This window comes from Leifsonia virtsii (assembly GCF_030433675.1).
Taxonomy (GTDB): Bacteria; Actinomycetota; Actinomycetes; order Actinomycetales; family Microbacteriaceae; genus Leifsonia; species Leifsonia virtsii.
The window spans coordinates 288,753-314,864 of sequence record NZ_JAROCB010000004.1 but is presented as its reverse complement, the minus strand read 5'-3'; the positions used below and the strand labels follow the sequence as shown (position 1 = coordinate 314,864).

Below are 26,112 nucleotides of genomic sequence, written 5' to 3'. Positions count from 1 at the left end.
CTTGCAGCCTATCACGCGAACAGGGGCGTTCTGCCGGTAAGCACCGCGCGCATGCGTCGGAGGAACACCTCAGCGGCGCGCCGCGGCCGCCAGCTCGACGAGTTCGCGGGCGTGGGCGAGGCCGCTGTCGGAGTCGGGCAGGCCCGAGAGCAGGCGCGCCATCTCGGCGATGCGCTCGTCGCCGTCGAGGCGGCGGACGCTGGAGGCGGTCACCGCGCCGTCGCTGCCCTTCACGACCGTGAGGTGGTTGTTGGCGAAGGCGGCGACCTGGGCCAGGTGGGTCACGACGATCACCTGCGCGGACTCGGCCAGGCGGGCGAGCCGTCGGCCGATCTCGGTGGCGGAAGCGCCGCCGACGCCGGCGTCGACCTCGTCGAAGATGAAGGTCGGCACGGGGTCGCTGCCGGCGATGACGACCTCGATCGCGAGCATCACGCGCGACAGCTCGCCGCCGGACGCGCCCTTGCCGAGCGGGCGGGGCTCTGCGCCCGGATGCGGCTGCAGCAGGATCGCGACCTGGTCGCGGCCGGTGGCGCTGTACGTGGTCAGGTCGTCGGCGTCGCGCTGGGTCACCTCGACGACGATCCGCGCGTCCGGCATCGCCAGGGCAGAAAGCTCCTCGCTGACCGCCTCGGCCAGCCGCGCGGCCGCCGTCGTGCGCTCGGCGCTGAGGCCGGCGGCGAGCTCGCGCACGAGGGCGGCGTCCTCCTCGACCTCGCGGCTCAACTCGTCGATGCGGTCGGCGTCGCCGTCGAGCTCCAGGAGCCGGAGGCTGCCGGTCTCGAGGGTGCGGATGACGTCGTCGAGGGTGGGGCCGTACTTGCGCACGAGCGACGCGAGCTCGGCCCGGCGCTCCTGGACGACCTCGAGCTCCTGAGCGCCGTCGGCGTCGAGGGCGGCGAGGTAGGTGGACAGCTGCGCCGCGATGTCGGAGATCAGGTAGCCTGCCTCGGTGACCGAGTCGGCGAGCGGCTGCAGGGCGGAGTCGTGCGGCGCGACGCGTTCCAGCTGGCGGCGGGCATTGTCGAGCAGGCCGAGCGCGTCGGCCCCCTCGGACTCCTCCGCGCTGAGCAGCTCTCGGGCGGCGGCCGCGGCGAGGCGCAGCTCTTCGAGGTTGGTGAGGCGCTCTGCGCGCTCGGCCAACTCGTCGTCCTCGCCCGGCTGCGGCGCGATCGACTCGATCTCGGCCATCGCGATGCGGAGGTCTTCGGCCTCGCGGGCGCGGCGGTCCTGATCCGCGACCAGCTCGTCGAGCTCGGCGCGGTTGTCGCGCCAGCGGTGGAACACCTGCTCGTACGTGTCGAGCGCCGCGGCGAACGCGGGGCCGGCGAAGCGGTCGAGCGCGGCCCGCTGCGCGATCGCGGAGCGGAGCCGAATCTGGTCGGACTGCCCATGCACCACCACCAGCTGCTCGCCGAGCTCGGTCAGCACCGCGACCGGGGCGCTGCGGCCGCCGACGACGGCGCGGGAACGGCCCTCCGCCGAGACCGAGCGGCTGAGCACGAGCTCCGACTCGTCGGCGTCGATCCCATCCACGTCTCCCCCGGCGTCGCGCACGCGCTCGACGACATCGCCCGCAGAGGGCACGCGCCAGCGGCCCTCGACCCAGGCCTGGGTGCTGCCCAGGCGCACCGCGCCGGTGTCGGCGCGCTCGCCCAGCAGCAGGCCGAGAGCGGACACGACCATGGTCTTGCCCGCGCCGGTCTCGCCGGTGATCGCCGTGAAGCCCGGCCCCAACGGCAGCGAAGCGTCTGCGATGACGCCAAGGTCTCTGATCGAGATCTCCTCGATGCCTCCACGCACCTCAGTCACGCCCGGCCGGCCCCCTCCATCCCGTCACGGGAAGGTCGAACTTGTGCACGAGACGGTCGGTGAACGGCCCGGGGTGCAGCCGCGCGAGGCGCACCGGGATCGGCGACCGGCGCACGACGACGCGCGCGCCGCGCGGGAGGTCGAACGGACGGCGGCCGTCGCACCAGAGGATGCCGGCGCCGCCCGCGCGGTCGAGCAGCTCGACCGCGAGCGACGAGTCGGCGTCGACCACCAGCGGCCGGGAGAACAGCGCGTGCGCGCTCAGCGGCACGAGCAGCAGGGCGGCGACGCCCGGCCAGACCACGGGACCGCCTGCGGAGAACGAGTAGGCGGTGGAGCCGGTCGGCGTCGACATGACGACCCCGTCGCAGCCGAAGCTCGACATGGGACGGCCGTCGACCTCGATGACGACCTCGAGCATCCGCTCGCGGCTCGCCTTCTCGACCGTGGCCTCGTTGAGGGCCCAGCTCTCGTAGACGACCTCGCGGCCGACCTTGACGCGCGCCGAGAGCGTCATGCGCTCCTCGACCTCGTAGTCCTTGGCGAGCCCGCGGGCGACCGCGGTCTCGAGGTCGTCGCGCTCGCTCTCGGCGAGGAAGCCGACGTGCCCGAGGTTCACGCCGAGCAGCGGGGCCGAGCAGCCGCGCACCAGCTCGGCGGCCCGCAGGATGGTGCCGTCGCCGCCCAGCACGATGACCAGCTCCAGCTCGCTCGGCGGCACGTCGTCGCCCAGCACCAGGACCGCGTCGAGCGACGGGTCGGCCTCCAGCAGGTCTCGCCGCTCGTCGGCGCTGAGCACGGGGACGACGCCCGCGTCGAGCAGCTGCCGGGACACCCGGACACCCGCCTCGAGCGAGTCTTCACGACCGGTGTGCGCGACGACGAGGATGTACCGCGTCGCTCCACCGATCTGTGTCACGTCGTCTCCTCTCGAAAGCCGTCCTCCCATTCTGTCTGTTTTCGGCTGGGAAGCGATCCCGCCGGCCGGGTTTGTGGAGAACGTTCACCTAGCGCGAAAGCCGGGCCACCTCGTCGCGGAGCCCCGAAGGGTCCTGCGCACCGGCCCGGAACCAGGCGAGGTACTCGTGGTTGCCGTGGCCGCCGGCGATCGGGGAGGCGATCAGTCCGGCCGTTCCGAGACCCGCGTCGTGCGCGGCCCAGAGCACGTCGGAGATGGCGTCGGCGCGCAGTCCCGCATCCCGGACGACGCCCTCCCGGATGCCCTGCCTGCCCACCTCGAACTGCGGCTTGATCAGCAGCACGAAGTCGGCGCCGCGCACGGCGGTGGCTACCAGGGCCTGCAGCACCTGGGTGAGCGAGATGAATGAGAGGTCGGCCACGACGAGCTCCGGCCGAACGTCGTCGCCGGTGAGACCCGCGAGCACGTCGGGGCTGAGCGAGCGGACGTTGACGCCCTCGTACGACTCCAGGCGCTCCTCGCCGCGCAGCGCGGGCGACAGCTGGCCGTGCCCGACGTCGACGGCGATCACGCGCGCGGCCCCGCGCTCGAGGAGCACCTGGCTGAAGCCACCGGTGGATGCTCCCGCGTCGAGCGCCACTCGGCCGGACGGATCGATGCCGAATGCGTCGAGCGCCGCGATCAGCTTGTGCGCGCCGCGGCTGACGTAGTGGTCCGCGCCGGCGACCCGCACCTCCTGCGCGTCGCCCACCTTGGCGGCGGCGCGCGTCTCGGGGCGGCCGTCCACCGTCACCAGTCCCTCGGCGATCAGGGTCGCCGCGTGGGAGCGCGACCGGGCGAGGCCGCGCTCGGCGAGGGCCACGTCCAGCCGGCGGTCAGCCCCGGCCATGCTCGTCGTCGCCCTCCAGCGTGCGGTGGAGCTGCTCGTGCAGCTGCGCGTACGCTTCCGCGCGCGCGGCCAGCGGCTGCTCCTCGATCACGTCCAGGCGGTCGACGAGGCCGTCTGGAACCGGCTGCTGCTCATCCGACATGGGTCAACCGTACGTCAGAGGGTCACGCGACGAAGACACCCGCGAGCGTCTTCTTGCCGCGCCGGAGCACGACCATGTCGCCCGGAAGCACGTCGGAGCCGATGGTCCGCTCCGCGTCCTCCACCTTCGCGTTGTTCACGTAGACGCCGCCCTGGGCCACCGCGCGGCGTGCCTCGCCGAGGCTCGCCGTGAGCCCGGTGTCGACCAGCGCCTGGGCGACGGTCGACGACGGCTCGGTCGTGGTCGTGTTGGGCAGCTCCCGCAGGGCGGCCTCGAGCGTCGTCGCATCCAGCTCGGACAGCTCGCCCTGGCCGAACAGCGCCTGGGAGGCCGCGATCGCCGCCTCCGTCGCCGCCGCACCGTGCACCAGGGACGTGACCTCGAACGCGAGCCTGCGCTGCGCCTCCCGCTTGAACGGCTCGTCGGCGACCTTCTGCGCGTACTCCTCGATCTCGGCGCGCGACAGGAACGTGAAGACCTTGAGCCGGTCGATCACGTCGGCGTCGTCGGTGTTGAGCCAGAACTGGTACATCGCGTACGGCGTCGTCATGGTCGGGTCGAGCCACACGGCGTTGCCCTCGCTCTTGCCGAACTTGGTGCCGTCGCTGTTCGTGATCAGCGGCGTCCCGATGGCGTGCACGTGGGCGCCCTCCACCTTGCGGATGAGCTCGGTGCCGCTGGTCAGGTTGCCCCACTGGTCGCTGCCGCCGGTCTGCAGCACGCAGCCGTACTGGCGGTAGAGCTCCAGGAAGTCCATGCCCTGCAGGATCTGGTAGCTGAACTCGGTGTACGAGATGCCCTCGTCGGAGTTCAGGCGCGCGGCGACGGCGTCCTTCTTCAGCATGGTGCCGACACGGAAGTGCTTGCCGATCTCGCGCAGGAAGTCGATCGCCGACAGCGGAGCGGTCCAGTCGAGGTTGTTCACCAGGCGCACGGCGTTGTCGCCCTCGTCGGAGAGGAAGCGGGTGACCTGCGCCTGCAGCGAGCGCACCCACTCGGCGACGGTCTCCTTCGTGTTCAGCGTGCGCTCCGCGGAGGGGCGCGGGTCGCCGATGAGCCCGGTGGACCCGCCGACGAGCCCGAGCGGGCGGTGCCCGGCGAGCTGGAGGCGGCGCATCGTGAGCAGCTGCACCAGGTTGCCGAGGTGGAGGCTGGACGCCGTCGGGTCGAAACCGCAGTAGTACGTGATCGGGCCGCCCGACAGGATCTCCTTCAGCGCGGACTCGTCGGTGGAGACGTGGACGAGCCCCCGCCACTTCAGCTCGTCCCAGATGTCGTCGAAGGACGCGTCGTTCGTCTGTTCGCTGAGCGTGCGCTCGCGGGTGGGTGCGGTTTCGGACACCCGATCAGGCTACCAGCGGGAGCGGTCGGGCTCCGGGCGGGAGTCAGGTCCAGGTCCCTGATGTGCTGGCGATCAGGTCCACAGTCCTGATAGAATGCAGATCAGGTATCCAGACCTGATGGAGGGAGCGCCATGTTCGTGGTCACGGCCGATCAGGTCGACAGCAGGCGACGAGCCGACATCGTCGCCCCCACCCTCGACGCCCTCGAGGAGCGCTTCGCCGACCGGCTCGTCCTCCCGCCCGACCGGAATGCGGGCGACGAGCTGCAGGCCCTCACCGCCGACGCGGCCACCGCGCTCGACCTCGTCCTCACGCTCACCCGCGAGGGAGCCTGGAGTGTCGGCCTCGGGATCGGGCGGGTGCGCCGCCCGCTCCCCGGCAACACCCGGGAGGCCACGGGCGACGCCTTCGTCGCGGCCCGCACCGCGGTCACCCGGGCCAAGCGCGCCCCCGTCCGCTTCGCGGCCTCAGCAGAGGTCGCGCCGGAGCCGGCGGCCGACGTCGAAGCCCTCGTCACGCTGCTGCTGACCCTCCGCGAGGGCCGCACCGCGGCGGGATGGGAGCTCTACGACCTGGTCGTCGCCGGCCACACGCAGGCGGACGCCGGCGCCCGCCTCGGCATCACCCCGCAGTCGGCGAGCGACCGCGCCCGTGCCGCGGGGCTCCGTGTCGAGCTGGCCGCCCTGCCCGCCCTGACTAGGCTGTTGGCACGCGCCGACGCCGCCCAGGCGCCGGAGCAGGACGCCGAGGAGGACGCATGACGACCTGGCCCCCGACCCCCGCCGCGCTGGCCTCGATCGGTCCGCATGTGCTGTGGGCGCTGGCGCTCGTCCTGCTCATCGCCGCACTGGGCTGCATCGTGGCGACTCTGCGCACACCGCGCCGTCCCCTCGTCTACTGCGCCGCCGGGCTGCTCGCGGCGGCCGTGATCGTGGTGCTCATCCCGGCGCAGCACGCGCCGTTCGTCTTCCGGCTGCTGATCGGGATCGCGGCGCTCGCTCTCGCGGTGCTCGGCGGCTGGCCGGCGTCGCAGCTCGTGCTGGCGCTCGCCACGCGGGACACGACCCGGCCGAGTCCGCACGACGGCATCCTGGTGCGGGCGCTCACGCCGGAGGGCGAGACCACGCGCGAGGTGCTGCGCGGCGGGACCACGATCGGCCTGCTGGAGCGACTCGCCGCCGCCGGGACGATCATGGCGGGCTTCCCCGAGGGTCTCGCGGTGCTCATCGCCATCAAGGGCGTCGGCCGCTTCACCGAACTGGAGCAGGCGGAGGCCCGCGAGCGCTTCATCATCGGCACCCTCACCAGCATCGTCTGGGCCTGCGTCTGCGCCGGCGTCTTCCGCATCGTCGCCGGCTGACCCCCTCCCCCGCGGTCAGTCGTGGGACTTGGGGTGGCGCTTGTAGGGCGAGACGGTGGGGTCGCCGGGCAGCCAGTATCGCCACGGGAACGCGAGGCCGCCGCCCGCGCCCGAGACGCCGGTGCGCGGGCCGGTGACGTAGTCGACCTGCTCGTCCGGGAGCAGCAGGTCGAAGGGCGGCGCGAACACGTCGGCGCCGTCGTCGGCGAGGCTCATCCCCGCGGCGACCACGAGCCGCGCGGGCCCCCTGGCCAGGTCGCGGTGCGGGATGCGGCGGCCGGTCACGCCGACCCGCCGCCGCTCGGCCAGGTCCTCCCCCTCGACGACCTCCGCCGCGCGCAGCAGCACCGCTGAGGCTTCGCCCTCCGGCGAGCAGACGATGTTGGCGCAGACGTGCATCCCGTAGGTGAAGTACGTGTACACGTGGCCGGGTGGCCCGTACATGACCGCATTCCGCTTGGTCCGGCCGCGGAAGGCGTGCGATCCCGGGTCGAGGCCGTCGCCGATGTACGCCTCCACCTCGGTGATCCGCAACGCGACCGGGCCCTCCTCCGAGTCGTGCCGGAGCACGGCGCCCAGCAGCCGCGGGGCGACCTCCAGCGAGGACGCCAGGAAGTCCTCCCGCCGCGGCCGGTGCAGCGTCACGTCAGAAGATCCGGCCGCCCGCGGCGACCGCGACGATCAGGCCGACCACGATCACGGCGACCGCGACCACCACGACGACCGTGATGATCCACGGCCGCTTCTTCTCGGGCTCCCACCGCGACATCAGACCAGGTCCCTTCGTGAGGCGCGCAGGGCGAGGGCCGCCTTGCGCACATGCTCGGTCAGCGCGGCGAGCTGCTCGGCGACCCGGTCGGGAGCGGTCCCGCCGACGCCGTCACGGCTCGCGACCGACCCCTCCACCGAGAGCACGGAGCGCACCTCGGGCGTCAGCAGCGGCGACACCGCGGCCAGCTGCTCGTCGGACACCTCGTGCAGCTCCAGCCCGTTCTCCTCGGCGAACCGCACCAGGCTGCCGCTCAGCTCGTGCGCCGTGCGGAACGGGACGTGCTGCTTCACCAGCCACTCGGCCACGTCCGTGGCGAGCGAGAAGCCCTGCGGCGCCAGCTCCGCCATCCGCTCGGTGTCGAAGCGCAGCGTCGCCACCATCCCGGTGAACGCGGGAAGCAGGACTTCGAGCGTGCGCACCGAGTCGAAGACCGGCTCCTTGTCCTCCTGCAGGTCGCGGTTGTACGCGAGCGGGAGGCCCTTGAGCGTGGCGAGCAGCCCGGTGGCATTGCCGATCAGGCGGCCGGACTTCCCGCGGGCGAGCTCGGCGATGTCCGGGTTCTTCTTCTGCGGCATGATCGACGACCCTGTCGAGTAGCCGTCGTCGAGCGTGACGAAGCCGAACTCGCGCGTGTTCCACAGGATGATCTCCTCGGCGAAACGCGAGAGGTCGACGCCGATCTGGGCGGCGACGTACGCGAACTCGGCCACGACATCCCGTGCCGCCGTCCCGTCGATCGAGTTCTCGGAGCTGCGCGCGAAGCCGAGCTCCCGAGCCACCAGCAGCGGATCGAGGCCGAGTGTCGAGCCGGCCAGCGCACCCGACCCGTACGGCGAGACGTCGGCCCGCGCGTCCCAGTCGCCCAGGCGCTGCAGGTCGCGCACCAGCGGCCAGCAGTGGGCGAGCAGGTGGTGCGCGAGCAGCACCGGCTGCGCGTGCTGCAGGTGGGTGCGGCCCGGCATCACGACGGTGGGATGCGCCCCCGCCTGCGACGCGATGGCGTCGACGAGCGCGATCAGCTGCTCGGCGATGATGCCGGCGTGGTCGCGCAGGTAGAGCCGGATGAGCGTGGCGATCTGGTCGTTGCGGCTGCGGCCGGCGCGCAGCTTGCCGCCGAGCTCCGCCCCCGCCCGCTCGATCAGGCCGCGCTCGAGCGCGCCGTGCACGTCCTCGTCGGTGTCGGCCGCGACGAACGCGCCGGAGGCGACGTCGGCGTCCAGCCGGTCGAGCGCGGACAGCATCCCGTCGAGCTCCTCCGGCGTGAGGTAGCCCGCGGAAGCCAGGGCCTTGGCGTGGGCGCGGGATCCCGCGATGTCGTAGGCGGCGAGCTCCCAGTCGAAGTGCGTCGACTTGCTCAGGGCGGCGAGCTCGGGCGACGGGCCGCCGGCGAACCGGCCGCCCCAGAGGGAGCCCTCGCCGGTCTTGCCGACGCCGGTGGTCTCGTCGGTCATGCGGCGCTCCCGTTCTTCTCCAGCAACCAGGCGAGCAGCGCCTTCTGCGCGTGCAGGCGGTTCTCCGCCTCGTCCCAGATCACCGACTGCGGGCCGTCGAGCACCTCAGCGCTGACCTCGTAGCCGCGGTACGCGGGGAGGCAGTGCAGGAAGATCGCGTCCGGATCGGCGAGTCCCATCAGGCGGGAGTCGACGGTGTAGTTGCCGAAGACGGCGACGCGCTCGGCCTTCTCGTCCTCCTTGCCCATCGAGACCCAGGTGTCGGTGACGAGCACGTCGGCTCCCGCTGCGGCCTCGGCCGGGTCGGTCAGCACGGTCACCGATCCGCCGGTGCGCGCGGCGATCGCCTCGGCGTCGGCGACGACGGCAGGCGACGGCGCGTACGACGCCGGGGCGGCGATCCGCACGTGCATGCCCGCGGTCGCGCCGCCGAGCAGGTAGGAGTGCGCCATGTTGTTGGCGCCGTCGCCGAAGTAGCTCATGGTCAGCCCCTCCGTGCGCCCCTTGTGCTCGCGGACGGTGAGCAGGTCGGCGAGGATCTGGCAGGGGTGGAAGTCGTCCGACAGGGCGTTCACGACCGGGACGCGCGTCCCCTCGGCCATCTCCTCCAGCCCCGACTGGGCATAGGTGCGCCACACGATCGCCGACACCATCCGCTCCAGCACGCGCGCCGTGTCGGAGAGCGACTCCTTGCCACCCAGCTGGCTCTCCCCGCTCTGGATGATGAGCGGGCTGCCACCGAGGTCCGCGATCCCGACCGCGAACGAGACGCGGGTGCGGGTCGAGGTCTTGTCGAAGATCACCGCGACGGTCTGCGGGCCGGCGAGCGGCTTCGCCGAGAAGCGGTCGCGCTTGAGGTCGGCGGCGAGCGCCAGCACCTCCGCCTGCTCGGCGGGGCTGAGGTCGTCGTCGCGGAGGAAGTGCCGGGTCATGCAGTCCGCCTTTTCTGTGGTCGGCTCGGGTGGGTCGGAAGGGTCAGAGGGAGGCGAGCGCGCGGCCGAAGCGTTCGCGGAACTCCGCGAGCTCGGCGTCGCCGACGATGAGCGGAGGCGCCAGGCGGATGCTCGACTCGTTCGGGGCGTTGATGATCAGCCCGTTCGCGAGCGCCGCGTCGGAGAGCCGGTGCGCCTCGCCGTCGGTCAGGCCGATCCCGATCAGCAGGCCGTGGCCGCGGACATCGTCGATGAGCGGGGAGTCGAACGAGCGGATGAGCTGCTTCAGCTCCTCGCCGCGGCGTGCGGCGTTGCCGACCAGGTCGGAGCGCTCGATCTCGGCCAGCACGGCGTTGCCCGCGGCGGTCGCCAGCGGGTTGCCGCCGAAGGTCGAGCCGTGCTGCCCCTGCGTGAACAGGTCGGAGGCCCAGCCGAAGGTGACGAGCGCGCCGATCGGCACGCCGCCTGCCATGCCCTTCGCGACCGTGACCGCGTCCGGGAGGATGTCCGCGTGCTGGTAGGCGAACCACCGGCCGGTGCGGCCGACGCCGGTCTGGATCTCGTCGACGATCAGCAGCGCGTGGTGCTTCTCGGTGAGCTCGCGGGCGCGGCGCAGGAAGCCCTCCGGCAGGTCGAGCACGCCGGCCTCGCCCTTGATCGGCTCGACGAACAGGGCCGCGACCCGGTCGTCGATGGCCGCCTCCAGCGCCTCGATCGTGGAGTCGATGTGCTCGACGCCGCCGGGGAGCGGCTCGAACGCCTCGCGCATCGGCGGCTTGCCGGTGAGCGCGAGCGACCCCATGGTGCGGCCGTGGAAGGCGTTGTGCAGGGCGAGCACGCGCGTCTTCCTGCCGTGCGGTCCCTTGTTCAGCCGGGCGAGCTTGAAGGCGGCCTCGTTGGCCTCCGCGCCCGAGTTGCCGAACAGCACGCGGCCCCGGTCGCCCGCGCCGGTGATTACGCGCAGGCGCTGGGCGAGCTCGAGCTGCGACGGAGTGGAGAAATAGTTGGAGACGTGGGCAAGCGTCGCCACCTGCGCGCTCACCGCGTCCACGAGTGCGGGATGCGCGTGGCCGAGCGCGTTGACCGCGATGCCCGCGAGGAAATCGAGGTACTCGTTCCCGTCGACGTCCCACACCCGGCAGCCCTCGCCGCGCACGAGCATGCGCTTCGGGGTCGCCAGGGTCCGCATGATGGCGTCGCCGAACGGCGCCTTCCACCCTCCGTCGAGCCAGGCGCCCGCGACCTCGCCGGTCGTGGTCCTGCTCCCGTTCAGCGCCTCGCTCACGCGGGCACCACCTCCGTCCCGATTCCGGACTGCGTGAAGACTTCGAGCAGGATGGAGTGCGCCACCCGCCCGTCGATGATGGCGGCCTTCGCCACTCCCCCGTCGACCGCGTCGAGGCACGCCGCCATCTTCGGGATCATGCCCGACTCCAGCGACGGCAGCAGCGCGCGCAGCTCGTCGGCGCCGATCTTCGACAGCAGCGAGTCGCGGTTGGGCCAGTCGCTGTAGAGGCCGGCTACGTCGGTGAGGATGACGAGCTTCGCGGCGCCGAGGGCGACGGCGAGCGCGGCGGCCGCGGCGTCGGCGTTGACGTTGAGCGCCTGGCTCGCGTCGTCCACATCCGGTGCGATCGAAGAGACGACCGGGATGCGGCCGGCGGCGAGCTGCGTGAGCACCGCCTCCGGGTCGACGGCCACCACGTCTCCGACCAGGCCGAGGTCGACCTCCTCGCCGTCGACGACGGCCGCGCGCCTGCGGCCCTGGAACAGCCCGGCGTCCTCGCCGGAAAGACCCGCGGCGAGCGGTCCGTGCTTGTTGATGTTGCCCACGATGTCGCGGTTGATCTGGCCGGTGAGGACCATCCGGACCACGTCCATCGCCTCGGGAGTCGTCACGCGGTAGCCGCCGCGGAACTCGGACGCGATGCCGAGCCGGTCGAGCATCGCCGAGATCTGCGGACCGCCGCCGTGCACCACGACCGGGCGGAGCCCGGCGTAGCGCAGGTAGACCATGTCCTCCGCGAAGCTGCGCTGCAGCTCCTCGCTGACCATGGCGTTGCCGCCGAACTTCACCACGATGATCTGGTCGTGGAAGGTCTTCAGCCACGGCAGCGACTCGATGAGGGTCGCTGCCTTCGCGGAGGCCTGCTCGCGGTCCGCGGTCTGTTCGTCGTCGGTCATCGTCATCAGCTGGCGTACGCGCTGTTCTCGTGCACGTAATCGTGCGTGAGGTCGTTGGTCAGGATGGTCGCGGTCTGCTCGCCCGCGTGCAGGTCGATCAGGATGTGCACCTTCCGCGGCGTGAGGTCGACCAGGTCGCGCGGCTGGTCGGGCTCCCCGCCGGTGCAGATCTGGACGCCGTTGATCGCGACGTCGATGCCGTACGGGTCGAACTCGGCGTCGGTGGTGCCGACGGCCGCCAGCACCCGGCCCCAGTTGGGGTCGTTGCCGAAGATGGCGGCCTTGAAGAGGTTGCTGCGCGAGACGGCGCGGCCGACGGTGACGGCGTCGTCCTCGCTCGCGGCGCCCACGACCTCGATCGCGATGTCGTGGGAGGCTCCCTCGGCGTCGGCCTGCAGCTGCTCGGCCAGATCGCGGCACACGGCGGTCAGTGCGAGCGTGAAGGCCGCCTCGTCGGGCTCGACGCCGCTCGCGCCGGAGCCGAGCAGGGCGACGGTGTCGTTCGTGGACATGCAGCCGTCGGAGTCGAGGCGGTCGAAGGTGACGCGGGTGGCGGACCGCAGGGCGGCGTCCAGCTGCTCGGAGCTGAGGACGGCGTCGGTCGTGAGCACGACGAGCATCGTGGCGAGACCCGGGGCGAGCATCCCGGCGCCCTTGGCCATGCCGCCGATCGTCCAGCCTTCCGGCGCGCGGTGGGCGGCCTCCTTCGGCCGGGTGTCGGTGGTCATGATGGCCTCGGCCGCACCGAGCCCGGCGTCGGTCGCGAGCGCCGCGGCCGCCGACGAGACCCCGGCGATGAGCTTTTCGACCGGGAGCTGGTCGCCGATGAGGCCGGTGGAGCAGACCAGCACGTCGCCCGCGGAGACCTCCAGCTGCTCCGCGACCGCCTCGGCCGTCGCGTGCGTCGTCTGGAAGCCCTGCGCCCCGGTGTAGCAGTTCGCGCCGCCGGAGTTCAGCACGATGGCCGAGACCATACCGTCCTGGATGACCTGCTCGCTCCAGAGCACCGGGTTCGCCTTGCAGCGGTTGGTGGTGAAGACGGCGGCCGCCGCGGTCAGCGGTCCCAGGTTCTTGACGAGCGCGAGGTCGCGCTTACCGCTTGCCTTGAGGCCGGCGACGACGCCGGACGCAGCGAACCCGGAGGGGGCGGTGACGCTCACGGGGCGACTCCGTTCACGGTCAGGCCCGCGGTCTCGTCGAGGCCGAGGGCGATGTTGACGGACTGGACGGCGGCGCCCGCCGTCCCCTTGTACAGATTGTCGATCGCGAGCACGGTGACGACCCTGCCGGCGGCCTCGTCGAGGGCGACGCCGATCAGCACGGTGTTCGCCCCGAGGACATCGGAGGTGCGAGGCACGGTTCCCGCGGGCAGCACCTGCACGAACGGCTCGCCCGCGTACGCGGCCTCCCACGCCTGCTGCACCTGCTCGGCCGTCGTGCCGGGCTTCACCCGCGCCGTCGACGTGGCCAGGATGCCGCGCGACATCGGCACGAGCACCGGGGTGAACGACAGCGTCGGGGCGGCCGCTCCGGCCTTGCGGAGGTTCTGCTGGATCTCCGGGATGTGCCGGTGCGTCCCCCCGACCGCGTACGGGTTCGCGGAGCCGAGGATCTCGCTGGCGAGGTACATCGTCTTGAGCGACTTGCCCGCCCCGGAGGGACCGACGGCGAGAACGGCGACGATGTCCTCATCCTCGATCAGCCCGGCCTGGATGCCCGGCGCGAGCGCCAGCGACACCGCGCTCGCGTTGCAGCCGGGGGCGGCGATGCGACGGGCGCCGACCAGCCGCTCGCGCTGCTTGCCGACTGTGCCGTCGGTAGCGACCACCGGCAGCTCCGGGACGCCGTACGCCCAGGCGCCGAAGTGCTCGCCGCCGTAGAAGGCCTCCCAGTCGGCCGGGTCCTCGAGCCGGTGGTCGGCGCCGCAGTCGACGACGACGGTGTCCTCCGGCAGCTGCGCGGCGATCTCGCCGGAGGTGCCGTGCGGCAGCGCGAGGAAGACGACATCGTGGCCGGCCAGGTTCGCCGGTGTGGTGTCCTGCAGGGTCAGGTGGGCGAGCGATCGCAGGTGCGGCTGGTGCGCGATCAGGGGGTGACCCGCGTTCGAGTGCGCGGTGACGGTGCGGATCTCGAAGTCGGGGTGGGCGGCCAGGATGCGCAGCAGCTCACCGCCCGCGTATCCGGATGCGCCTGCGACGGCGACCGAGAGAGTCATGCTTCTTCCTTTTCGAGTGGACGACGGGAGTCTCGGCGACGGCGGCGCCCACGTCGATCCACAGCTTCAGGACCGCCCGGAACGCCGCCTAGCTTCGGCGGTCGCGCAGGCGTCGGCGCAGGGCGCGGGCGGCGAGAGCCGAACGCGTCGAAGCGGTGCGCCGGACGGAAAGCATGCGTCAACCCTAGCGCGCCCGGGCCGGCCGCCGCCAAATCCGCCCACCGCAGCGACGGCGGCTCGCCGGAACGACTGCGGCGCGGCGAACGACCGCAGTCGTTCCGCCGCGCCGCCGTCACGGGTGGTCGCCGCCCTACTCGCGGATGGTGGCGCCGAACAGGTCGCCGGCCCGCGCGGCGCCGGCGAGCTTGGCCTCGCTCGCCTCCGCCGCGGTGAGCGTGCGGTCGAGGGCGCGGAAGCGCAGGGCGAAGGTGAGGCTCTTGTGCCCCTCCGGAAGGCCCTGGCCGCGGTAGTCGTCGACGAGGCGGATGTGCTCCAGCAGCTCGCCCGCGCCGTCCCGGACCGCGCGCAGCACGTCACCGGCCGGTGCGTCCTCGCGGACGACGAGCGAGAGGTCCTGCGTCGCCGCCGGGAAGCCCGCGATCGCTCCGGCGATGATGTCGGCGGGAGCGACGGCGATGAGCTCGTCGAGGTCGAGCTCGAACACCGCGACGACGCGCGGGAGGTCGAGCTCGTGCGCGAGGGCGGGCAGCAGCTCGCCGGCGTAGCCGACCGGGACCGCCGAGCTGTCGGCGGCGCGCGCCACGAGCTGCGCCGTGCGCCCGGGGTGCAGTGCCTGGTGCGACGACTGGACGACGTCGACCGTCACGCCGACCGCCGCGGCCGTCTGCCGCACCATGTCGAGCACGTCGACGAGTCCCGCCGGCGCGGCCGGCATCCCGGGCTGCTTCTCGACGGCGTCGCCGACCACCAGGCCCGCGAGGTGCCGCGGCTGGGCGGGGATGCCGGCGTTCAGGCCCGCGAGCACGTCGTCGCCGGGGAGTGCGGCGCCGGGCGGCAGCGTCTCACTGCCGATCGAACCCTCGCCCGGACGGAACACCGTGCCCAACTCGTACACGCGCAGGTCGACCAGGCCGCGGGCGAGGTTGCGCTTCGCCGCGTCGATCAAGCCGGGGAGCAGCGAGGTTCGGAGGTAGGGGGCGGTCGCGTCCAGAGCGTTCGCCAGCCGCACCGCGGGAACCGCCGCGCTCGCCTCGGCGGTGCCGAACAGGTCGTTCTGCGCCGCGGCGACGAACGGGAAGGACAGCACCTCGGTCGCGCCGTTGTCGGCCAGGATCTGCGCGACGCTGCGGCGCAGGCGCTGCTCGCGGGTCAGGCCGCGGCCAGGAGGCGCGACGGGCAGCACCGACGGGATGCGGTCGTAGCCCACGATGCGGGCCACCTCCTCCGCCAGGTCCGACTTGTCGCGCAGGTCGGGGCGCCAGGTCGGCGGCGCGACGAGCAGGCCGCCGTCTGCCGGGGTGACCCGCCCGCCGATCTCGGCCAGCGCGCTGCGGATCTCGTCGTCGGTGAAGTCGACGCCGATGAGCGAGGCGATGTAGCCGTCGGGAAGGCGGATGGGCTCCGCCGCCACCGAGGCGTCGAGCAGCGAGCCGAGGTCGTCGGCGCGGCCGCCCGCGAGCTGCTCGAGCAGCTGCACGACCCGTGCCGCCGCGGCGACCGCGACCTGCGGGTCCACCCCGCGCTCGAAGCGCTTGGAGGCCTCGCTCGGCAGCTTGTGGCGGCGTGCGGTGCGGGCGATCGACACGGGGTCGAAGTTGGCCGCCTCGATGAGCACGTTGCGGGTGCCCGCGCCGATCTCGGTGGAGGCGCCGCCCATGACGCCGGCCAGGCCGATCGCGCCGGAGCCGTCGGCGATCACGAGGTCTTCCGGGTCGAGCTTCCTGGTCTGGTCGTCGAGCGTGACCAGGGTCTCCCCCGGCGCCGCGCGACGCACCACGATGCCGCCGGAGAGCTTGTCGAGGTCGTAGCCGTGGATGGGCTGCCCCAGCTCGAGCATGACGTAGTTGGTGATGTCGACGATCAGCGAGATCGAGCGGATGCCGGCGAGCTTCAGCCGCGCGATCATCCACGCGGGCGTCGGCCGGGTGCCGTCGACGTCGCGGACCACGCGCGTCACGAAGACGCTCGCGCCGACCCGGCCGCGGATGGGCGCCGCGTCCTCGATCGTGACGCTGAACCCGCTGGCGTGCTCGGCGGCGCTCACCGGCACCGCGTCGGCCGGGTCGCGGAAGGCGGCGCCCGTCGCGTGGGAGTACTCGCGGGCGATGCCGCGGATGGAGAACGCGTAGCCGCGGTCGGGCGTGACGTTGACCTCCACGGCGGCGTCGTCGAGCCCGAGCAGGGCCACCGCGTCGGCGCCGACCTCCGGGTCGAGCCCGAGGGTGGTCAGACGCAGGATGCCGTCGTGGTCCTCGCCGAGGCCGAGCTCGCGCGCCGAGGCGATCATCCCGTCGGAGATGTGACCGTAGGTCTTGCGGGCCGCGATCGGGAACGGTCCTGGCAGCACGGCGCCGGGCAGCGTCACGACGACCTTGTCGCCGGGGAAGAAGTTGCGCGCACCGCAGACGATGCCGCGCACGTCGGCTCCGCCGTCGGCTGCGGTCTGTCCCTCCGGCGCGACGCGCACCTGGCACCAGCGGATGGTCTTGCCGTTGCTCTGCGGCTCCTCGACGAACTCCAGCACCTGGCCGACGACGATGGGGCCGGACAGCTCGAAGGTGTGGATGTCCTCCTCCTCGAGCCCGACGGACACGAGGGCGGCGTGCACCTCCTCCGGCGTCGTTCCGGGCTCCAGGTCGACGAACTCGCCGAGCCAACTCAGGGGGACGCGCATCAGACCACCATTCCGAACTGCTGGGAGAACCGGACATCGCCCTCGGCCATGTCGCGCATGTCTTTGACGTCGTTGCGGAACATCAGGGCCCGCTCGACGCCCATCCCGAACGCGAAGCCCGAGTACACCTCGGGGTCGAGCCCGGCCGCCCGCAGCACGTTGGGGTTGACCATGCCGCAGCCGCCCCACTCGATCCAGCGGGCGCCGCCCTTGAAGGTCGGGTGCCAGAGGTCGAGCTCGGCGCTCGGCTCGGTGAACGGGAAGTAGTTGGGCCGGAGGCGCACGCGCGCCTCCTCGCCGAACAGCGTCTTGACGAAGTGGTCGAGCGTGCCGCGCAGGTGCGCCATCGTCAGGCCCTTGTCGACCGCGATGCCCTCGGTCTGGGTGAAGACCGGGAGATGCGTCGCGTCGAACTCGTCGGTGCGGAACACGCGCCCCGGCGCGATGCGGTAGATCGGCGGCTCGTCGCTCAGCAGTGCGCGGAGCTGGACGGGCGACGTGTGGGTGCGGAGCACCAGGTGCGCGTCGGTGGGCTGGACGAAGAACGTGTCCTGCATCGCGCGCGCCGGGTGGTCGGCGTCGAAGTTGAGGGCGTCGAAGTTGTACCACTCGCTCTCGAGCTCGGGGCCTTCGGCGAGCTCCCAGCCCATGCCGACGAAGACATCGGCGATGCGCTCCTGCAGCAGGCTGAGCGGGTGACGCGCGCCGGGCGTCCAGCGCGAGGGAAGGGCGGTGACGTCGACCATCTCCGCGGCGAGCTGCGCCGCCTGCTCCTGCTCCGCGATCTGCGCCTCCTTGGCCGCGAACGCCTGGTTCACGCGTGCCCGGGCGCCGCCGACGAGCTTGCCCGCCGCGGCCTTCTGGTCGCCGGGGAGCGACCGGATGCTCGCGTTCAGGCGTGCGAGGGGCGAGCCCTCCGCCGTGTGGTCGTGGCGCACCGTCTTGAGGGCCGCCGAGTCGGTCGCGGCGTCGATCGCGGCGAGCGCCGCCGAGACGGCCGCTTCGACCGCGGATTCGGTGATCTCCGTGGTATCTGACACGGTCACCAAGTCTAGTCGGCGCGCACCCGCAGCCCCTCCGCCCGCACATCGAGTGGACGCGACACGCCGTGACGACGACCCCGCATGCGGCGTGTTGCGTCCATTCGATCGCGGTGTGCGGTCAGGAGCGCTGCGCGAACGCCGATTCGTAGAGGCAGACGGAGGCGGCGGTGGCGAGGTTCATCGACTCCGCGCGGCCATAGATGGGGACCGTGACGACCCGGTCGACCAGGTCGAGCAGTTCGTCGGCGAGGCCGTGCGCCTCGTTGCCGAACACCCAGGCCGTGGGCCGGGAGAGCTCGCCGTCGCGGCGGGCGGCCAGCAGGTCCTCGCCCTTGATGTCGGCGGCGAGCACCTGCAGCCCGGCCGAGTGGGCGCGGCCGACGACGTCGGCCAGGTCGGCGCCGACGGCGACCGGCACGTGGAACAGGGATCCCGTGGTCGAGCGGACCACCTTCGGGTTGTACAGGTCGACGGTGCGCCCGGTGAGGATGACGGCGTCGGCGCCGGCGGAGTCGGCCGCACGGATGATGGTGCCCGCGTTGCCGGGGTCGCGCACCTCCTCCAGCACCGCGACGAGCTTCGGGGAGCCGGTGAGGATGTCGCGGATCGAGGTCGGGAACTGCCGGGCCACCGCGACGAAGCCCTGCGGCGTGACGGTGTCGGCCATCGCGTCCAGCACCTGCTCGGTGACGAACTCGACCTCGATGCCGGCGTCGGCCGCGGCGCGCGCGATGTCGGGATACCGCTCCAGCGCGGTGGGGGTGGCGAAGAGGTCGACGAGCAGCTCCGGGCGGAAGCCGAGCGCCTCCTCGACGGCCTGCGGCCCCTCCAGGAGGAAGAGCCCCGTCTCCGCGCGGGCGGGACGCTTGGCGAGCTTGGCGACGGCCCTGACGCGCGGCGAGCGCGGGTTGTCCAGCATGGCACCAGCTTAGGGGCGGTGAACGGTACGGCTCCGCGTCTCGTGATGAACATGAGACCAGAGGAGGTCGAACGATGAGGACATGGATGAGGACGGCGTGGATCGCCGGCGGCGCGGCGGTCGCACTGGGGCTCGGCACCGCGGCGGCGGTCGCGGCGACGGGCGGCGGCGAGGGCGCGGACGACGGCCCCCGGATCGTGCAGAGCAGCACCCCGACCGTCGACGACCGCACCCCGCGCCCCACCCCGAGCGACCTGCCGAGCGCGGTCCCGGTCGCACCGCCGGCCACGCACGACCTCGGGGACGACCACGGCACCGACGACCACGGCGCCGACGACCCCGCCACGCACGACGTCGGGGACGACCACGGCGCCTTCGACCCGGCCACCCACGACGTCGGCGACGACCACGGCTCCGGCGGCCACGGCGCCGACGACTGAGCGCTACTCCCCCGCAGCGAGCCCGCGGACCAGCAGGTCGAGCAGCCGCCCGGTCTGCCCGGGGTCGGCGCTGTTCGCGGTGGTCAGGAACACCCCGATCATCGCCGCGGTGACGTCGTCCGCCGCCGTCCCGGCCCGGAAGACACCCCGCTCCGCCCCCGCGGCGAGGATGAGGCCGACGGCCTCATTGACGCGGCGGCGCGTGTCCGCCGATTCCGCGGCCGACCGGATCGCGCCCGCGCGCACCGACTCCGCCATCCCGCGCTTGGTCGCGATGAACCCGGCGTAGGTGTCCAGGAAGGCACGGAGGGCCACATCCGGTGTGTGCCGGGCGAGCAGGGCGGGCACGGTGGCGAGCACCGCGTCCAGTTCGCTCGCGTACACCGCTGCGACCAGCTCCTCCCGGGTCGGGAAGTTGCGGTACAGCGTCCCGATGCCCACCCCGGCCGAACGCGCGATGGCCTCAAGCGACGCGTCCTCGCCTGCCGCGGTGAACGCGGTGCGCGCGGCGTCGAGGATCGCTGCGCGGTTGCGTGCCGCGTCGGCGCGCGGACGTCGCGCAGAGCGGGTGACGTCGGACAAAGTGGAGGCACCTCCGGTTAAGTGCTACGGTCGCAAGAGCGGAGGCTCCTCCGCTTCAGCCTCATTCTAGGAGGGGATATGACCGGAACCATCACCCGACCCGGCGGAACGGCCCGGCTCGGCGCCCGCACCGTCTCGCGGATCGGCTACGGCGCGATGGCACTCGAGCGCTTCGAGCACGATCCCGAGCCCGCCGTCGCCCTGCTGCGCCGCGCCGCCGAGCTGGGGATCGACCACATCGACACGGCCGACTTCTACGGCCGGAGCGTCTCCAACGACCTGATCCGCCGCGCGTTCGGAAACGACGAGGCGATCACCGTGGTCACCAAAGTCGGCGCCGTCCGCGTCGAGGGAGGCTCGTTTCCGCTGGCGCTCGAGCAGCGCCCGGAGCAGCTGCGCGAGCAGGTGAACGCCAACCTGCACTCGCTCGGCCGCGAGCGACTCGACGTGGTCAACCTCCGCCGGCCGGAGGTCGGACCGGGCATCACCGTCCCCGACGACGAGCTGGTCGACCTCGACGACCAGCTGGCCGAGCTCATCGCCCTGCGCGAGGAGGGCGTGATCGGCGCGATCGGACTGAGCGCCGTCCGCCACGCCACCGTGCAGCGCGCCCTGCCCGCCGGGATCGCCTGCGTGCAGAACGCCTTCTCGGTGCTCTCCCGCGACCACGAGGACACGCTCGCGCTGTGCCTCGCCGAGGGCGTCGCGTGGGTGCCCTACTTCCCGCTCGGGAGCGGGTTCCCGCAGCTGCCCAGCGTCACGGACGACCCGGTCGCCCGTGAGGTCGCTGCGGAACTCGGCGTGACACCGGCCCAGGTCGGATTGGCGTGGCTGCTCGGCCACGCGCCGAACATCCTGCTCATCCCGGGCACCGGCAGCATCCCGCACCTGGAGGAGAACGCGGCGGCGGGCGACGTCTCGCTCACCGCGGACCAGCGGGAGCGCCTGGACGCGATCGCCGCCTAGCGACGCCGTGCGAACAGAGAACGGCCCGGTCGACAGCTGTCGACCGGGCCGTTCACGTGGGTGCGTCGCTTACGCGGCGGCGTCCGCCTTCGGGGCGGAGGTGTCGGCCGGCAGCGCCTTCTTGGCGGTCTCGACGAGGGCCGCGAAGGTCGCGGGCTCGGTGACGGCCAGGTCGGCGAGGATGCGGCGGTCGACCTCGACGCCCGCCAGGTTCAGACCCTGGATGAGGCGGTTGTAGGTGAGGCCGTTCGCACGGGACGCGGCGTTGATCCGCTGGATCCAGAGACGACGGAAGTCGCCCTTCTTCTGGCGGCGGTCGCGGTACGAGTAGACCAGCGAGTGGGTGACCTGCTCCTTGGCCTTGCGGTAGAGGCGCGACCGCTGACCGCGGTAGCCCTCGGCGCGCTCGAGGATGACCCGACGCTTCTTGTGGGCGTTGACCGCCCTCTTCACTCTTGCCATTAGTCGATTCCTTCTTGAAGTACGTGTCGGGGGTTACTTGCCGAGCATCCGGCGGATGACCTTGGCATCCACCTCGGGCACGACCTGCTCGGCGTTCAGACGGCGCTTGCGGCTGCTGGACTTGACCTCGAGGTTGTGGCGCATGCCGGACTGCTGCTTCATCACCTTGCCGCTGCCGGTGAGCTTGAAGCGCTTCTTGGCGCCGGAGTGGGTCTTCTGCTTGGGCATTACTTCTCCTCGTTCGTCGCCTGAGCCGGCGAACTCTCGTCGGACTGAGCAGCGTCGGCTGTCTCAGCAACCGCCTCCTGGTCGCGCCCCTGGGCGCGCGCCTTCGAAGCGGCACGTACTGCATTGGCCTCGGCCTTGGCCTCGGACTTGTTCTTGAGCGGGCTGATGATCATCACCATGTTGCGCCCGTCGATCGTGGGGTTCGACTCCACGGTCCCGAGCTCGGCGACGTCCTCCGCGAAGCGCTGCAGCAGGCGCACGCCCTGCTCCGGGCGCGACTGCTCGCGTCCACGGAAGAGGATCATGGCCTTCACCTTGTCGCCGGACTTCAGGAAGCCTTCGGCGCGCTTGCGCTTGGTCTCGTAGTCGTGCTTGTCGATCTTGAGGCGGAAACGCACCTCTTTGAGGATCGTGTTCGCCTGGTTGCGCCGGGCCTCCTTGGCCTTCTGCGCAGCCTCGTACTTGAACTTGCCGTAGTCCATGATCTTGGCGACCGGCGGCTTGGAGTTGGGCGCGACTTCGACCAGGTCGAGGTCTGCCTCCTGCGCGAGTCGCAGCGCGACCTCGATCTTGACGACACCGACCTGCTCACCGCTGGGGCCGACGAGTCGAACTTCGGGGACGCGGATACGGTCATTCGTACGGGGATCGCTGATGTTTTTCTCCTCTGATCAAGCGATGCTTCTCGGCCACGGAATGTCGGTGACGTTCCGGCGAAAGAGGAGGTTCCACGCACCAGCACGGCCTGCGATTTTTCGATCGCAGGCCTGGTACCGCACCCTGACTACCCCCGCGTTCGCACGCGGTGGCGGAGTGCAACGACCCGGTAACCTGTAAAGCGGTCAAGCGCGGGTGGGAGGAATCTCCACTTTCGTACCGGGACATGAAGCCCCGGAGCCTGAAGAATTCTAGCAGAGGAATGCAGTGAGCGACACATCCTTCACCTTCGACGACTCCGCAGACGACGCCGACGGTGTCGCGGAGGCCACCCGCGACATCGCGGAGGTCCCCGCCGTCGAGGTGATCACCACCACCGCAGTGCACCTGATGAGCGCGGCCGCGGTCAAGACCGGCCTCGCCGACGACCCCGAGAATCAGACCGACCTGGACGAGGCGCGCAAGCTGATCGACGCCCTTGCGGGACTCGTGACCGCGAGCGCCGGCCACGTCGGCGACCAGCACGCCCGCAGCCTGCGCGACGGCCTGCGGTCGCTGCAGCTGGCCTTCCGCGAGGCCTCGGCCATCCCCGACCCGATCGGCAAGGGTCCGGGCGAGAAGTACACCGGCCCCGTCAGCTGACATGGCGTTCACGCCGCCTGCCGCGTTCACCACCCGGCCCACCCTGCAGGGCACCTTCGGGATGTCCGCATCGACGCACTGGCTCGCCACCGCGACCGCCCAGGCGGTGCTGGAGCGCGGCGGGAACGCGTTCGACGCGGCCGTCGCCGGCGCGTTCGTGCTGCACGTGGTCGAACCGCACCTGAACGGTCCGGGCGGCGACCTCGTCGCGCTGTTCGCGACCGCGGACGACCCGAGCCCGGTCGTGCTCAGCGGGCAGGGTCCGGCGCCCGCGCGCGCGACGCCGGAGCACTACCGGGCCGAGGGGCTGGAGCTCGTGCCCGGCTCCGGCGCTCTCGCCGCGGCCGTCCCCGGTGCGGTGGACGCCTGGCTGCTGCTGCTGAAGGACCACGGCACCTGGGAGCTCGCCGACGTGCTGGCCTTCGCCATCGGCTACGCGGAGGACGGCCACCCGGCGCTCGAACGCGTGTGCGCCACGATCCGCACCGTCGCTCCCCTGTTCGCCGAGCACTGGCCGACGTCGGCCGCGCGCTGGATGCCGGGCGGCCGCATCCCGGAGCCCGGCGAGCTGATCGCGAACCCGGCCTACGCGCGGGTCCTCCGCGGCCTGATCGGAGCGGGCGACCCTGCGGGAAGCCGGGAGGAGCGGATCGAGGCGGCCCGCGTCGAGTGGGCCACGGGCGCGGTCGCGACCGCGTCCGCCGCCTTCGTGCGCACCCCGCACCGGCACTCCGACGGCGCGGACCACGCCGGCGTCATCGCCGAAGACGACTTCGCCGCGTACCGTGCGGCCTACGAGCCGGCGGTGACGCTCGACTTCCGCGGCAGCACCATCGCGAAGGCCGGGGCCTGGACGCAGGGGCCCGCGCTGCTGCAGACCCTCGCGCTCCTCGACGGGTTCGACGACGACCGGCTCGACCCGTCGACCGAGCTCGGCGCCCACATCGTGCTCGAGGCGCAGAAGCTCGCGTACGCCGACCGCGACGCGTACTACGGCGACGCCGACGTGCCGCTCGACGTGCTGCTCTCCCCCGGCTACGCGGACGGGCGCCGGGCGCTGATCGGCGAGACGGCGTCGGCCGAGGTGCGGCCGGGCGAGGTGCCGGGGGTGGCGCCGTTCCGGCCGCCGCTGCGGACCTCGTACACCCCGCCGTCCGGCGTCGCGAGCGAGGGCATCGGCGAGCCGACGGTGTCGCGGAGCGGTGAGACGCGCGGCGACACGTGCCACATCGACGTGGTCGACCGCTGGGGCAACATCGTCTCGGCGACGCCGTCGGGCGGCTGGCTGCAGTCGTCCCCGACCATCCCCGAGCTCGGCTTCTGCCTCGGCACGCGCCTGCAGATGACCTGGCTGGAGGAGGGCGGCCCGGCGACGCTCACCCCGGGCCGGCGGCCGCGCACCACGCTGACGCCGACGCTGGTGCTGCGGGACGGCGTCCCGGTCACCGCGGTCGGCTCGCCCGGCGGCGACCAGCAGGACCAGTGGCAGCTGCTCTATCTGCTGCGCACGATCGTGGGAGGCTACACGCCGCAGCAGGCGATCGACGCACCCGCGCTGCACACCACCTCCATCGCCGAGTCGTTCTGGCCGCGCACCTGGACCCCCGCCGGTGCCGTGGTCGAGGACCGCCTGGGCGACGACGTCATCGCGGGGCTCCTGGCGCGCGGGCACCGCGTGGTCCGGGCGGGCGACTGGACGCTCGGCCGCCTCTCCTCCGTCGGCCGCGACCCCGGGACGGGCGTGCTCTCGGCCGCCGCCAACCCGCGCGGCATGCAGGGCTACGCCGCGGGTCGCTGACGCCCCGGCAGTCGCGACTGCGGCCTCCCGTCACGTCTGCGGCTGCGCGCGCGGCCGCAGACGTTCCGGCGGATCGCAGTCGCGGCTCAGCCGACGGCGGCGACGGCCCGGCGGACGGCGTCCACGGTCCGGGAGGCCTCGGCGGCGTCGGTCAGCCAGTTGCTGACCGAGAAGCGCAGCACCGCACGGCCGTGCCAGGTCGACGCGGAGGCGAGCGCACGGCCGTCGGCGAGCAGCGCCTCCCCCACCGCACGCGTGCGGTCGTCGCTGCCGAACGCCGCGCACACCTGCGTGTAGACGACGTCGTTGAGCACCTCGCCGCCGGGAAGGCCGCGCACGCCGTCGGCGATGACCGTCGCGGAGTCGGCCAGCCGCTGCACGAGCTCCGCCACCCCCTGCCGGCCCAGCTGTGCGAGCGTCGCGTACACCGGGACGCCACGCGCCCGGCGCGACAGCTCCGGCACCCGGTCGGACGGGTCGGCCACCGTGTCCGACGAGGCGAGATAGGCCGCGTGCTGCGCCATGGCGCGGTGCAGGGCTCCGGGATCCGCGACGGCGACGATCCCGCAGTCGTACGGCACGTTCAGGGTCTTGTGCGCGTCCGTCGCCCAGGAGTCGGCGTCGGCGACACCCGCGACGAGCGGGCGGAGCGCCGGCGCGGCCGCCGCCCACAGCCCGAAGGCGCCGTCCACGTGCACCCAGGCCCCCGCCCGGTGCGCGACCTCGATCGCCTCCGAGAACGGGTCGAACGCGCCCGAGTGGATGTTGCCCGCCTGCAGCACGACGATCGCCGGCCCCTCGCCCTCGGCGAGCGCCTCCGCGAGCGCATCCACGCGCATCCGGCCCTGGTCGTCGACCGGGATGGCGCGCCCGTGACCGAGACCGGCCATCGACGCCGCGCTGTCGACCGAGCCGTGCCGTTCCGCCCCGACGAAGAGTCGCACCTGCGGGCCGCCCGCCAGGCCGTCGACGGCGGCATCCCAGCCCGCGCGCCGCAGCACCTCGTCGCGCGCGACGAGCAGACCGGCCAGGTTGGCGACCGTCGCGCCGGTGACGAAGCCGACCTCCGAGCCCGACGGCAGCCCGAGCAGGTCGAGCAGCCACTCGGCGGCGAGCTCCTCCGCCCCGGCGACGCCCGGGGTCACCGCGCGCAATCCGTTGTTCTGGTCCCACGCCGAGGTCAGCCAGTCGGCCGCCAGCGCCACCGGCTGCGCACCGCCCATCACCCAGCCGTGGAAGCGGGGCGAGTGGATGCGCATGAGCCCGGGCTCCGCCGCCTCGGCGAGGTGTCTGAGCACCTCGACGGCGCCGGGTCCGCGCTCGGGCAGCTCCCGGCCCAGCGCATCCTTCACCTGCTCGACGTCGGCGCTCGGCGGGATGTGTCCGTCGCGCACGTCGCCGAGCCAGCGTCCGGCGAGCGCGACGGCCTCGTCGAGCGCCGGGCGGAACTCATCCTGGTCGCTCACGCGGGCATGCTAGCGGTCCACCGGGGTCTCGTGGGA

General features: G+C 72.7%; 27 protein-coding genes. 6 read left to right on the top strand and 21 right to left on the bottom strand.

Annotated features, from left to right (window positions below; translation table 11 throughout):
- Positions 1 to 69: 69 nt before the first annotated feature.
- The 5 genes from recN to tyrS form a co-directional block, all read right to left on the bottom strand.
- Complete coding sequence (recN, locus tag P5G59_RS15580; protein WP_301219909.1) at positions 70 to 1,812, bottom strand: DNA repair protein RecN; 1,743 nt, start codon at positions 1,810 to 1,812, stop codon at positions 70 to 72.
- Entirely contained in the window at positions 1,805 to 2,722 is a 918-nt protein-coding gene (locus tag P5G59_RS15575) for an NAD kinase (RefSeq protein ID WP_301220150.1), read from the bottom strand. Before P5G59_RS15575 ends, recN begins: the two co-directional genes overlap by 8 nt.
- 97 nt (positions 2,723 to 2,819) lie before the next feature.
- Entirely contained in the window at positions 2,820 to 3,620 is an 801-nt protein-coding gene (locus P5G59_RS15570; RefSeq protein WP_301219907.1) for a TlyA family RNA methyltransferase, read from the bottom strand.
- On the bottom strand, positions 3,607 to 3,762 hold the full coding sequence (locus tag P5G59_RS15565) for a hypothetical protein (RefSeq protein WP_301219906.1): 156 nt from the start codon (positions 3,760 to 3,762) through the stop codon (positions 3,607 to 3,609). The genes P5G59_RS15570 and P5G59_RS15565 overlap by 14 nt, the downstream gene beginning before the upstream one ends.
- 22 nt (positions 3,763 to 3,784) lie before the next feature.
- Positions 3,785 to 5,104, bottom strand: a complete 1,320-nt coding sequence (gene tyrS / locus P5G59_RS15560) for a tyrosine--tRNA ligase (RefSeq protein WP_301219905.1) — start codon at positions 5,102 to 5,104, stop codon at positions 3,785 to 3,787.
- 132 nt (positions 5,105 to 5,236) lie between these two features.
- Between tyrS and P5G59_RS15555 the strand changes: the two genes are divergently transcribed.
- Complete coding sequence (locus tag P5G59_RS15555) at positions 5,237 to 5,866, top strand: DNA-binding protein (protein ID WP_301219904.1); 630 nt, start codon at positions 5,237 to 5,239, stop codon at positions 5,864 to 5,866.
- On the top strand, positions 5,863 to 6,465 hold the full coding sequence (locus P5G59_RS15550; protein ID WP_301219903.1) for a hypothetical protein: 603 nt from the start codon (positions 5,863 to 5,865) through the stop codon (positions 6,463 to 6,465). The genes P5G59_RS15555 and P5G59_RS15550 overlap by 4 nt, the downstream gene beginning before the upstream one ends.
- A gap of 15 nt (positions 6,466 to 6,480) precedes the next feature.
- Here the strand turns inward: P5G59_RS15550 and P5G59_RS15545 are convergent, their stop codons facing one another.
- The 11 genes from P5G59_RS15545 to P5G59_RS15495 all read right to left on the bottom strand — a co-directional run bounded on the left by P5G59_RS15545 (position 6,481) and on the right by P5G59_RS15495 (position 18,835).
- Positions 6,481 to 7,110, bottom strand: a complete 630-nt coding sequence (locus P5G59_RS15545) for a DNA-3-methyladenine glycosylase (RefSeq protein ID WP_301219902.1) — start codon at positions 7,108 to 7,110, stop codon at positions 6,481 to 6,483.
- A gap of 1 nt (position 7,111) precedes the next feature.
- Positions 7,112 to 7,234, bottom strand: coding sequence for a hypothetical protein (locus P5G59_RS15540; protein ID WP_301219901.1), 123 nt, complete (start codon positions 7,232 to 7,234; stop codon positions 7,112 to 7,114).
- A complete protein-coding gene (argH, locus tag P5G59_RS15535; protein ID WP_301219900.1) occupies positions 7,234 to 8,688 on the bottom strand; it encodes an argininosuccinate lyase in 1,455 nt (484 codons plus the stop codon). Before argH ends, P5G59_RS15540 begins: the two co-directional genes overlap by 1 nt.
- Complete coding sequence (argF, locus tag P5G59_RS15530; RefSeq protein ID WP_301219899.1) at positions 8,685 to 9,620, bottom strand: ornithine carbamoyltransferase; 936 nt, start codon at positions 9,618 to 9,620, stop codon at positions 8,685 to 8,687. Before argF ends, argH begins: the two co-directional genes overlap by 4 nt.
- 43 nt (positions 9,621 to 9,663) lie before the next feature.
- Complete coding sequence (locus P5G59_RS15525) at positions 9,664 to 10,905, bottom strand: acetylornithine transaminase (protein WP_301219898.1); 1,242 nt, start codon at positions 10,903 to 10,905, stop codon at positions 9,664 to 9,666.
- Positions 10,902 to 11,804, bottom strand: coding sequence for an acetylglutamate kinase (gene argB / locus P5G59_RS15520; protein WP_301219897.1), 903 nt, complete (start codon positions 11,802 to 11,804; stop codon positions 10,902 to 10,904). The genes P5G59_RS15525 and argB overlap by 4 nt, the downstream gene beginning before the upstream one ends.
- Positions 11,805 to 11,809: 5 nt before the next feature.
- Entirely contained in the window at positions 11,810 to 12,964 is a 1,155-nt protein-coding gene (gene argJ, locus P5G59_RS15515; RefSeq protein ID WP_301219896.1) for a bifunctional glutamate N-acetyltransferase/amino-acid acetyltransferase ArgJ, read from the bottom strand.
- Positions 12,961 to 14,019, bottom strand: a complete 1,059-nt coding sequence (gene argC / locus P5G59_RS15510; RefSeq protein WP_301219895.1) for an N-acetyl-gamma-glutamyl-phosphate reductase — start codon at positions 14,017 to 14,019, stop codon at positions 12,961 to 12,963. Before argC ends, argJ begins: the two co-directional genes overlap by 4 nt.
- A 310-nt stretch (positions 14,020 to 14,329) precedes the next feature.
- Positions 14,330 to 16,873 carry a phenylalanine--tRNA ligase subunit beta gene (gene pheT, locus P5G59_RS15505; protein WP_301219894.1) on the bottom strand — a complete coding sequence of 848 codons (2,544 nt, stop codon included), beginning with the start codon at positions 16,871 to 16,873 and terminating at the stop codon, positions 14,330 to 14,332.
- Positions 16,873 to 17,913, bottom strand: a complete 1,041-nt coding sequence (gene pheS, locus P5G59_RS15500; protein WP_301219893.1) for a phenylalanine--tRNA ligase subunit alpha — start codon at positions 17,911 to 17,913, stop codon at positions 16,873 to 16,875. The genes pheT and pheS overlap by 1 nt, the downstream gene beginning before the upstream one ends.
- 121 nt (positions 17,914 to 18,034) lie before the next feature.
- Positions 18,035 to 18,835 (bottom strand): TrmH family RNA methyltransferase, encoded by an 801-nt coding sequence (locus P5G59_RS15495; protein WP_301219892.1) that lies wholly within the window; start codon positions 18,833 to 18,835, stop codon positions 18,035 to 18,037.
- An 86-nt stretch (positions 18,836 to 18,921) separates the two neighbouring features.
- On the opposite strand from P5G59_RS15495, the gene P5G59_RS15490 reads away from it, so the two are divergent.
- Positions 18,922 to 19,275: a hypothetical protein gene (locus P5G59_RS15490; RefSeq protein ID WP_301219891.1), complete on the top strand. Its 354-nt coding sequence runs from the start codon at positions 18,922 to 18,924 to the stop codon at positions 19,273 to 19,275.
- A gap of 3 nt (positions 19,276 to 19,278) precedes the next feature.
- Here the strand turns inward: P5G59_RS15490 and P5G59_RS15485 are convergent, their stop codons facing one another.
- Complete coding sequence (locus tag P5G59_RS15485; protein WP_301219890.1) at positions 19,279 to 19,857, bottom strand: TetR/AcrR family transcriptional regulator; 579 nt, start codon at positions 19,855 to 19,857, stop codon at positions 19,279 to 19,281.
- Positions 19,858 to 19,935: 78 nt separating this feature from the next.
- On the opposite strand from P5G59_RS15485, the gene P5G59_RS15480 reads away from it, so the two are divergent.
- The gene (locus P5G59_RS15480) at positions 19,936 to 20,823 is read left to right on the top strand and encodes an aldo/keto reductase (RefSeq protein ID WP_301219889.1); all 888 of its coding nucleotides are present in this window, start codon (positions 19,936 to 19,938) and stop codon (positions 20,821 to 20,823) included.
- Between the two features lie 69 nt (positions 20,824 to 20,892).
- On the opposite strand, the gene rplT is transcribed toward P5G59_RS15480, so the two are convergent.
- Genes rplT through infC form a run of 3 tightly spaced genes read right to left on the bottom strand, consistent with a single transcriptional unit; the run spans position 20,893 to position 22,169 of the window.
- Complete coding sequence (gene rplT / locus P5G59_RS15475) at positions 20,893 to 21,285, bottom strand: 50S ribosomal protein L20 (protein WP_301219888.1); 393 nt, start codon at positions 21,283 to 21,285, stop codon at positions 20,893 to 20,895.
- A 33-nt stretch (positions 21,286 to 21,318) separates the two neighbouring features.
- The gene (gene rpmI, locus P5G59_RS15470) at positions 21,319 to 21,513 is read right to left on the bottom strand and encodes a 50S ribosomal protein L35 (protein WP_175336637.1); all 195 of its coding nucleotides are present in this window, start codon (positions 21,511 to 21,513) and stop codon (positions 21,319 to 21,321) included.
- Complete coding sequence (gene infC, locus P5G59_RS15465) at positions 21,513 to 22,169, bottom strand: translation initiation factor IF-3 (protein WP_301220149.1); 657 nt, start codon at positions 22,167 to 22,169, stop codon at positions 21,513 to 21,515. The genes rpmI and infC overlap by 1 nt, the downstream gene beginning before the upstream one ends.
- Positions 22,170 to 22,437: 268 nt before the next feature.
- On the opposite strand from infC, the gene P5G59_RS15460 reads away from it, so the two are divergent.
- Together P5G59_RS15460 and P5G59_RS15455 are read left to right on the top strand one after the other, a co-directional pair.
- Entirely contained in the window at positions 22,438 to 22,812 is a 375-nt protein-coding gene (locus P5G59_RS15460) for a DUF1844 domain-containing protein (protein WP_301219887.1), read from the top strand.
- A 1-nt stretch (position 22,813) separates the two neighbouring features.
- Positions 22,814 to 24,610: a gamma-glutamyltransferase family protein gene (locus P5G59_RS15455; RefSeq protein WP_301219886.1), complete on the top strand. Its 1,797-nt coding sequence runs from the start codon at positions 22,814 to 22,816 to the stop codon at positions 24,608 to 24,610.
- An 86-nt stretch (positions 24,611 to 24,696) separates the two neighbouring features.
- Here the strand turns inward: P5G59_RS15455 and P5G59_RS15450 are convergent, their stop codons facing one another.
- Positions 24,697 to 26,076 (bottom strand): pyridoxal phosphate-dependent decarboxylase family protein, encoded by a 1,380-nt coding sequence (locus P5G59_RS15450; protein WP_301219885.1) that lies wholly within the window; start codon positions 26,074 to 26,076, stop codon positions 24,697 to 24,699.
- Positions 26,077 to 26,112: the final 36 nt, after the last annotated feature.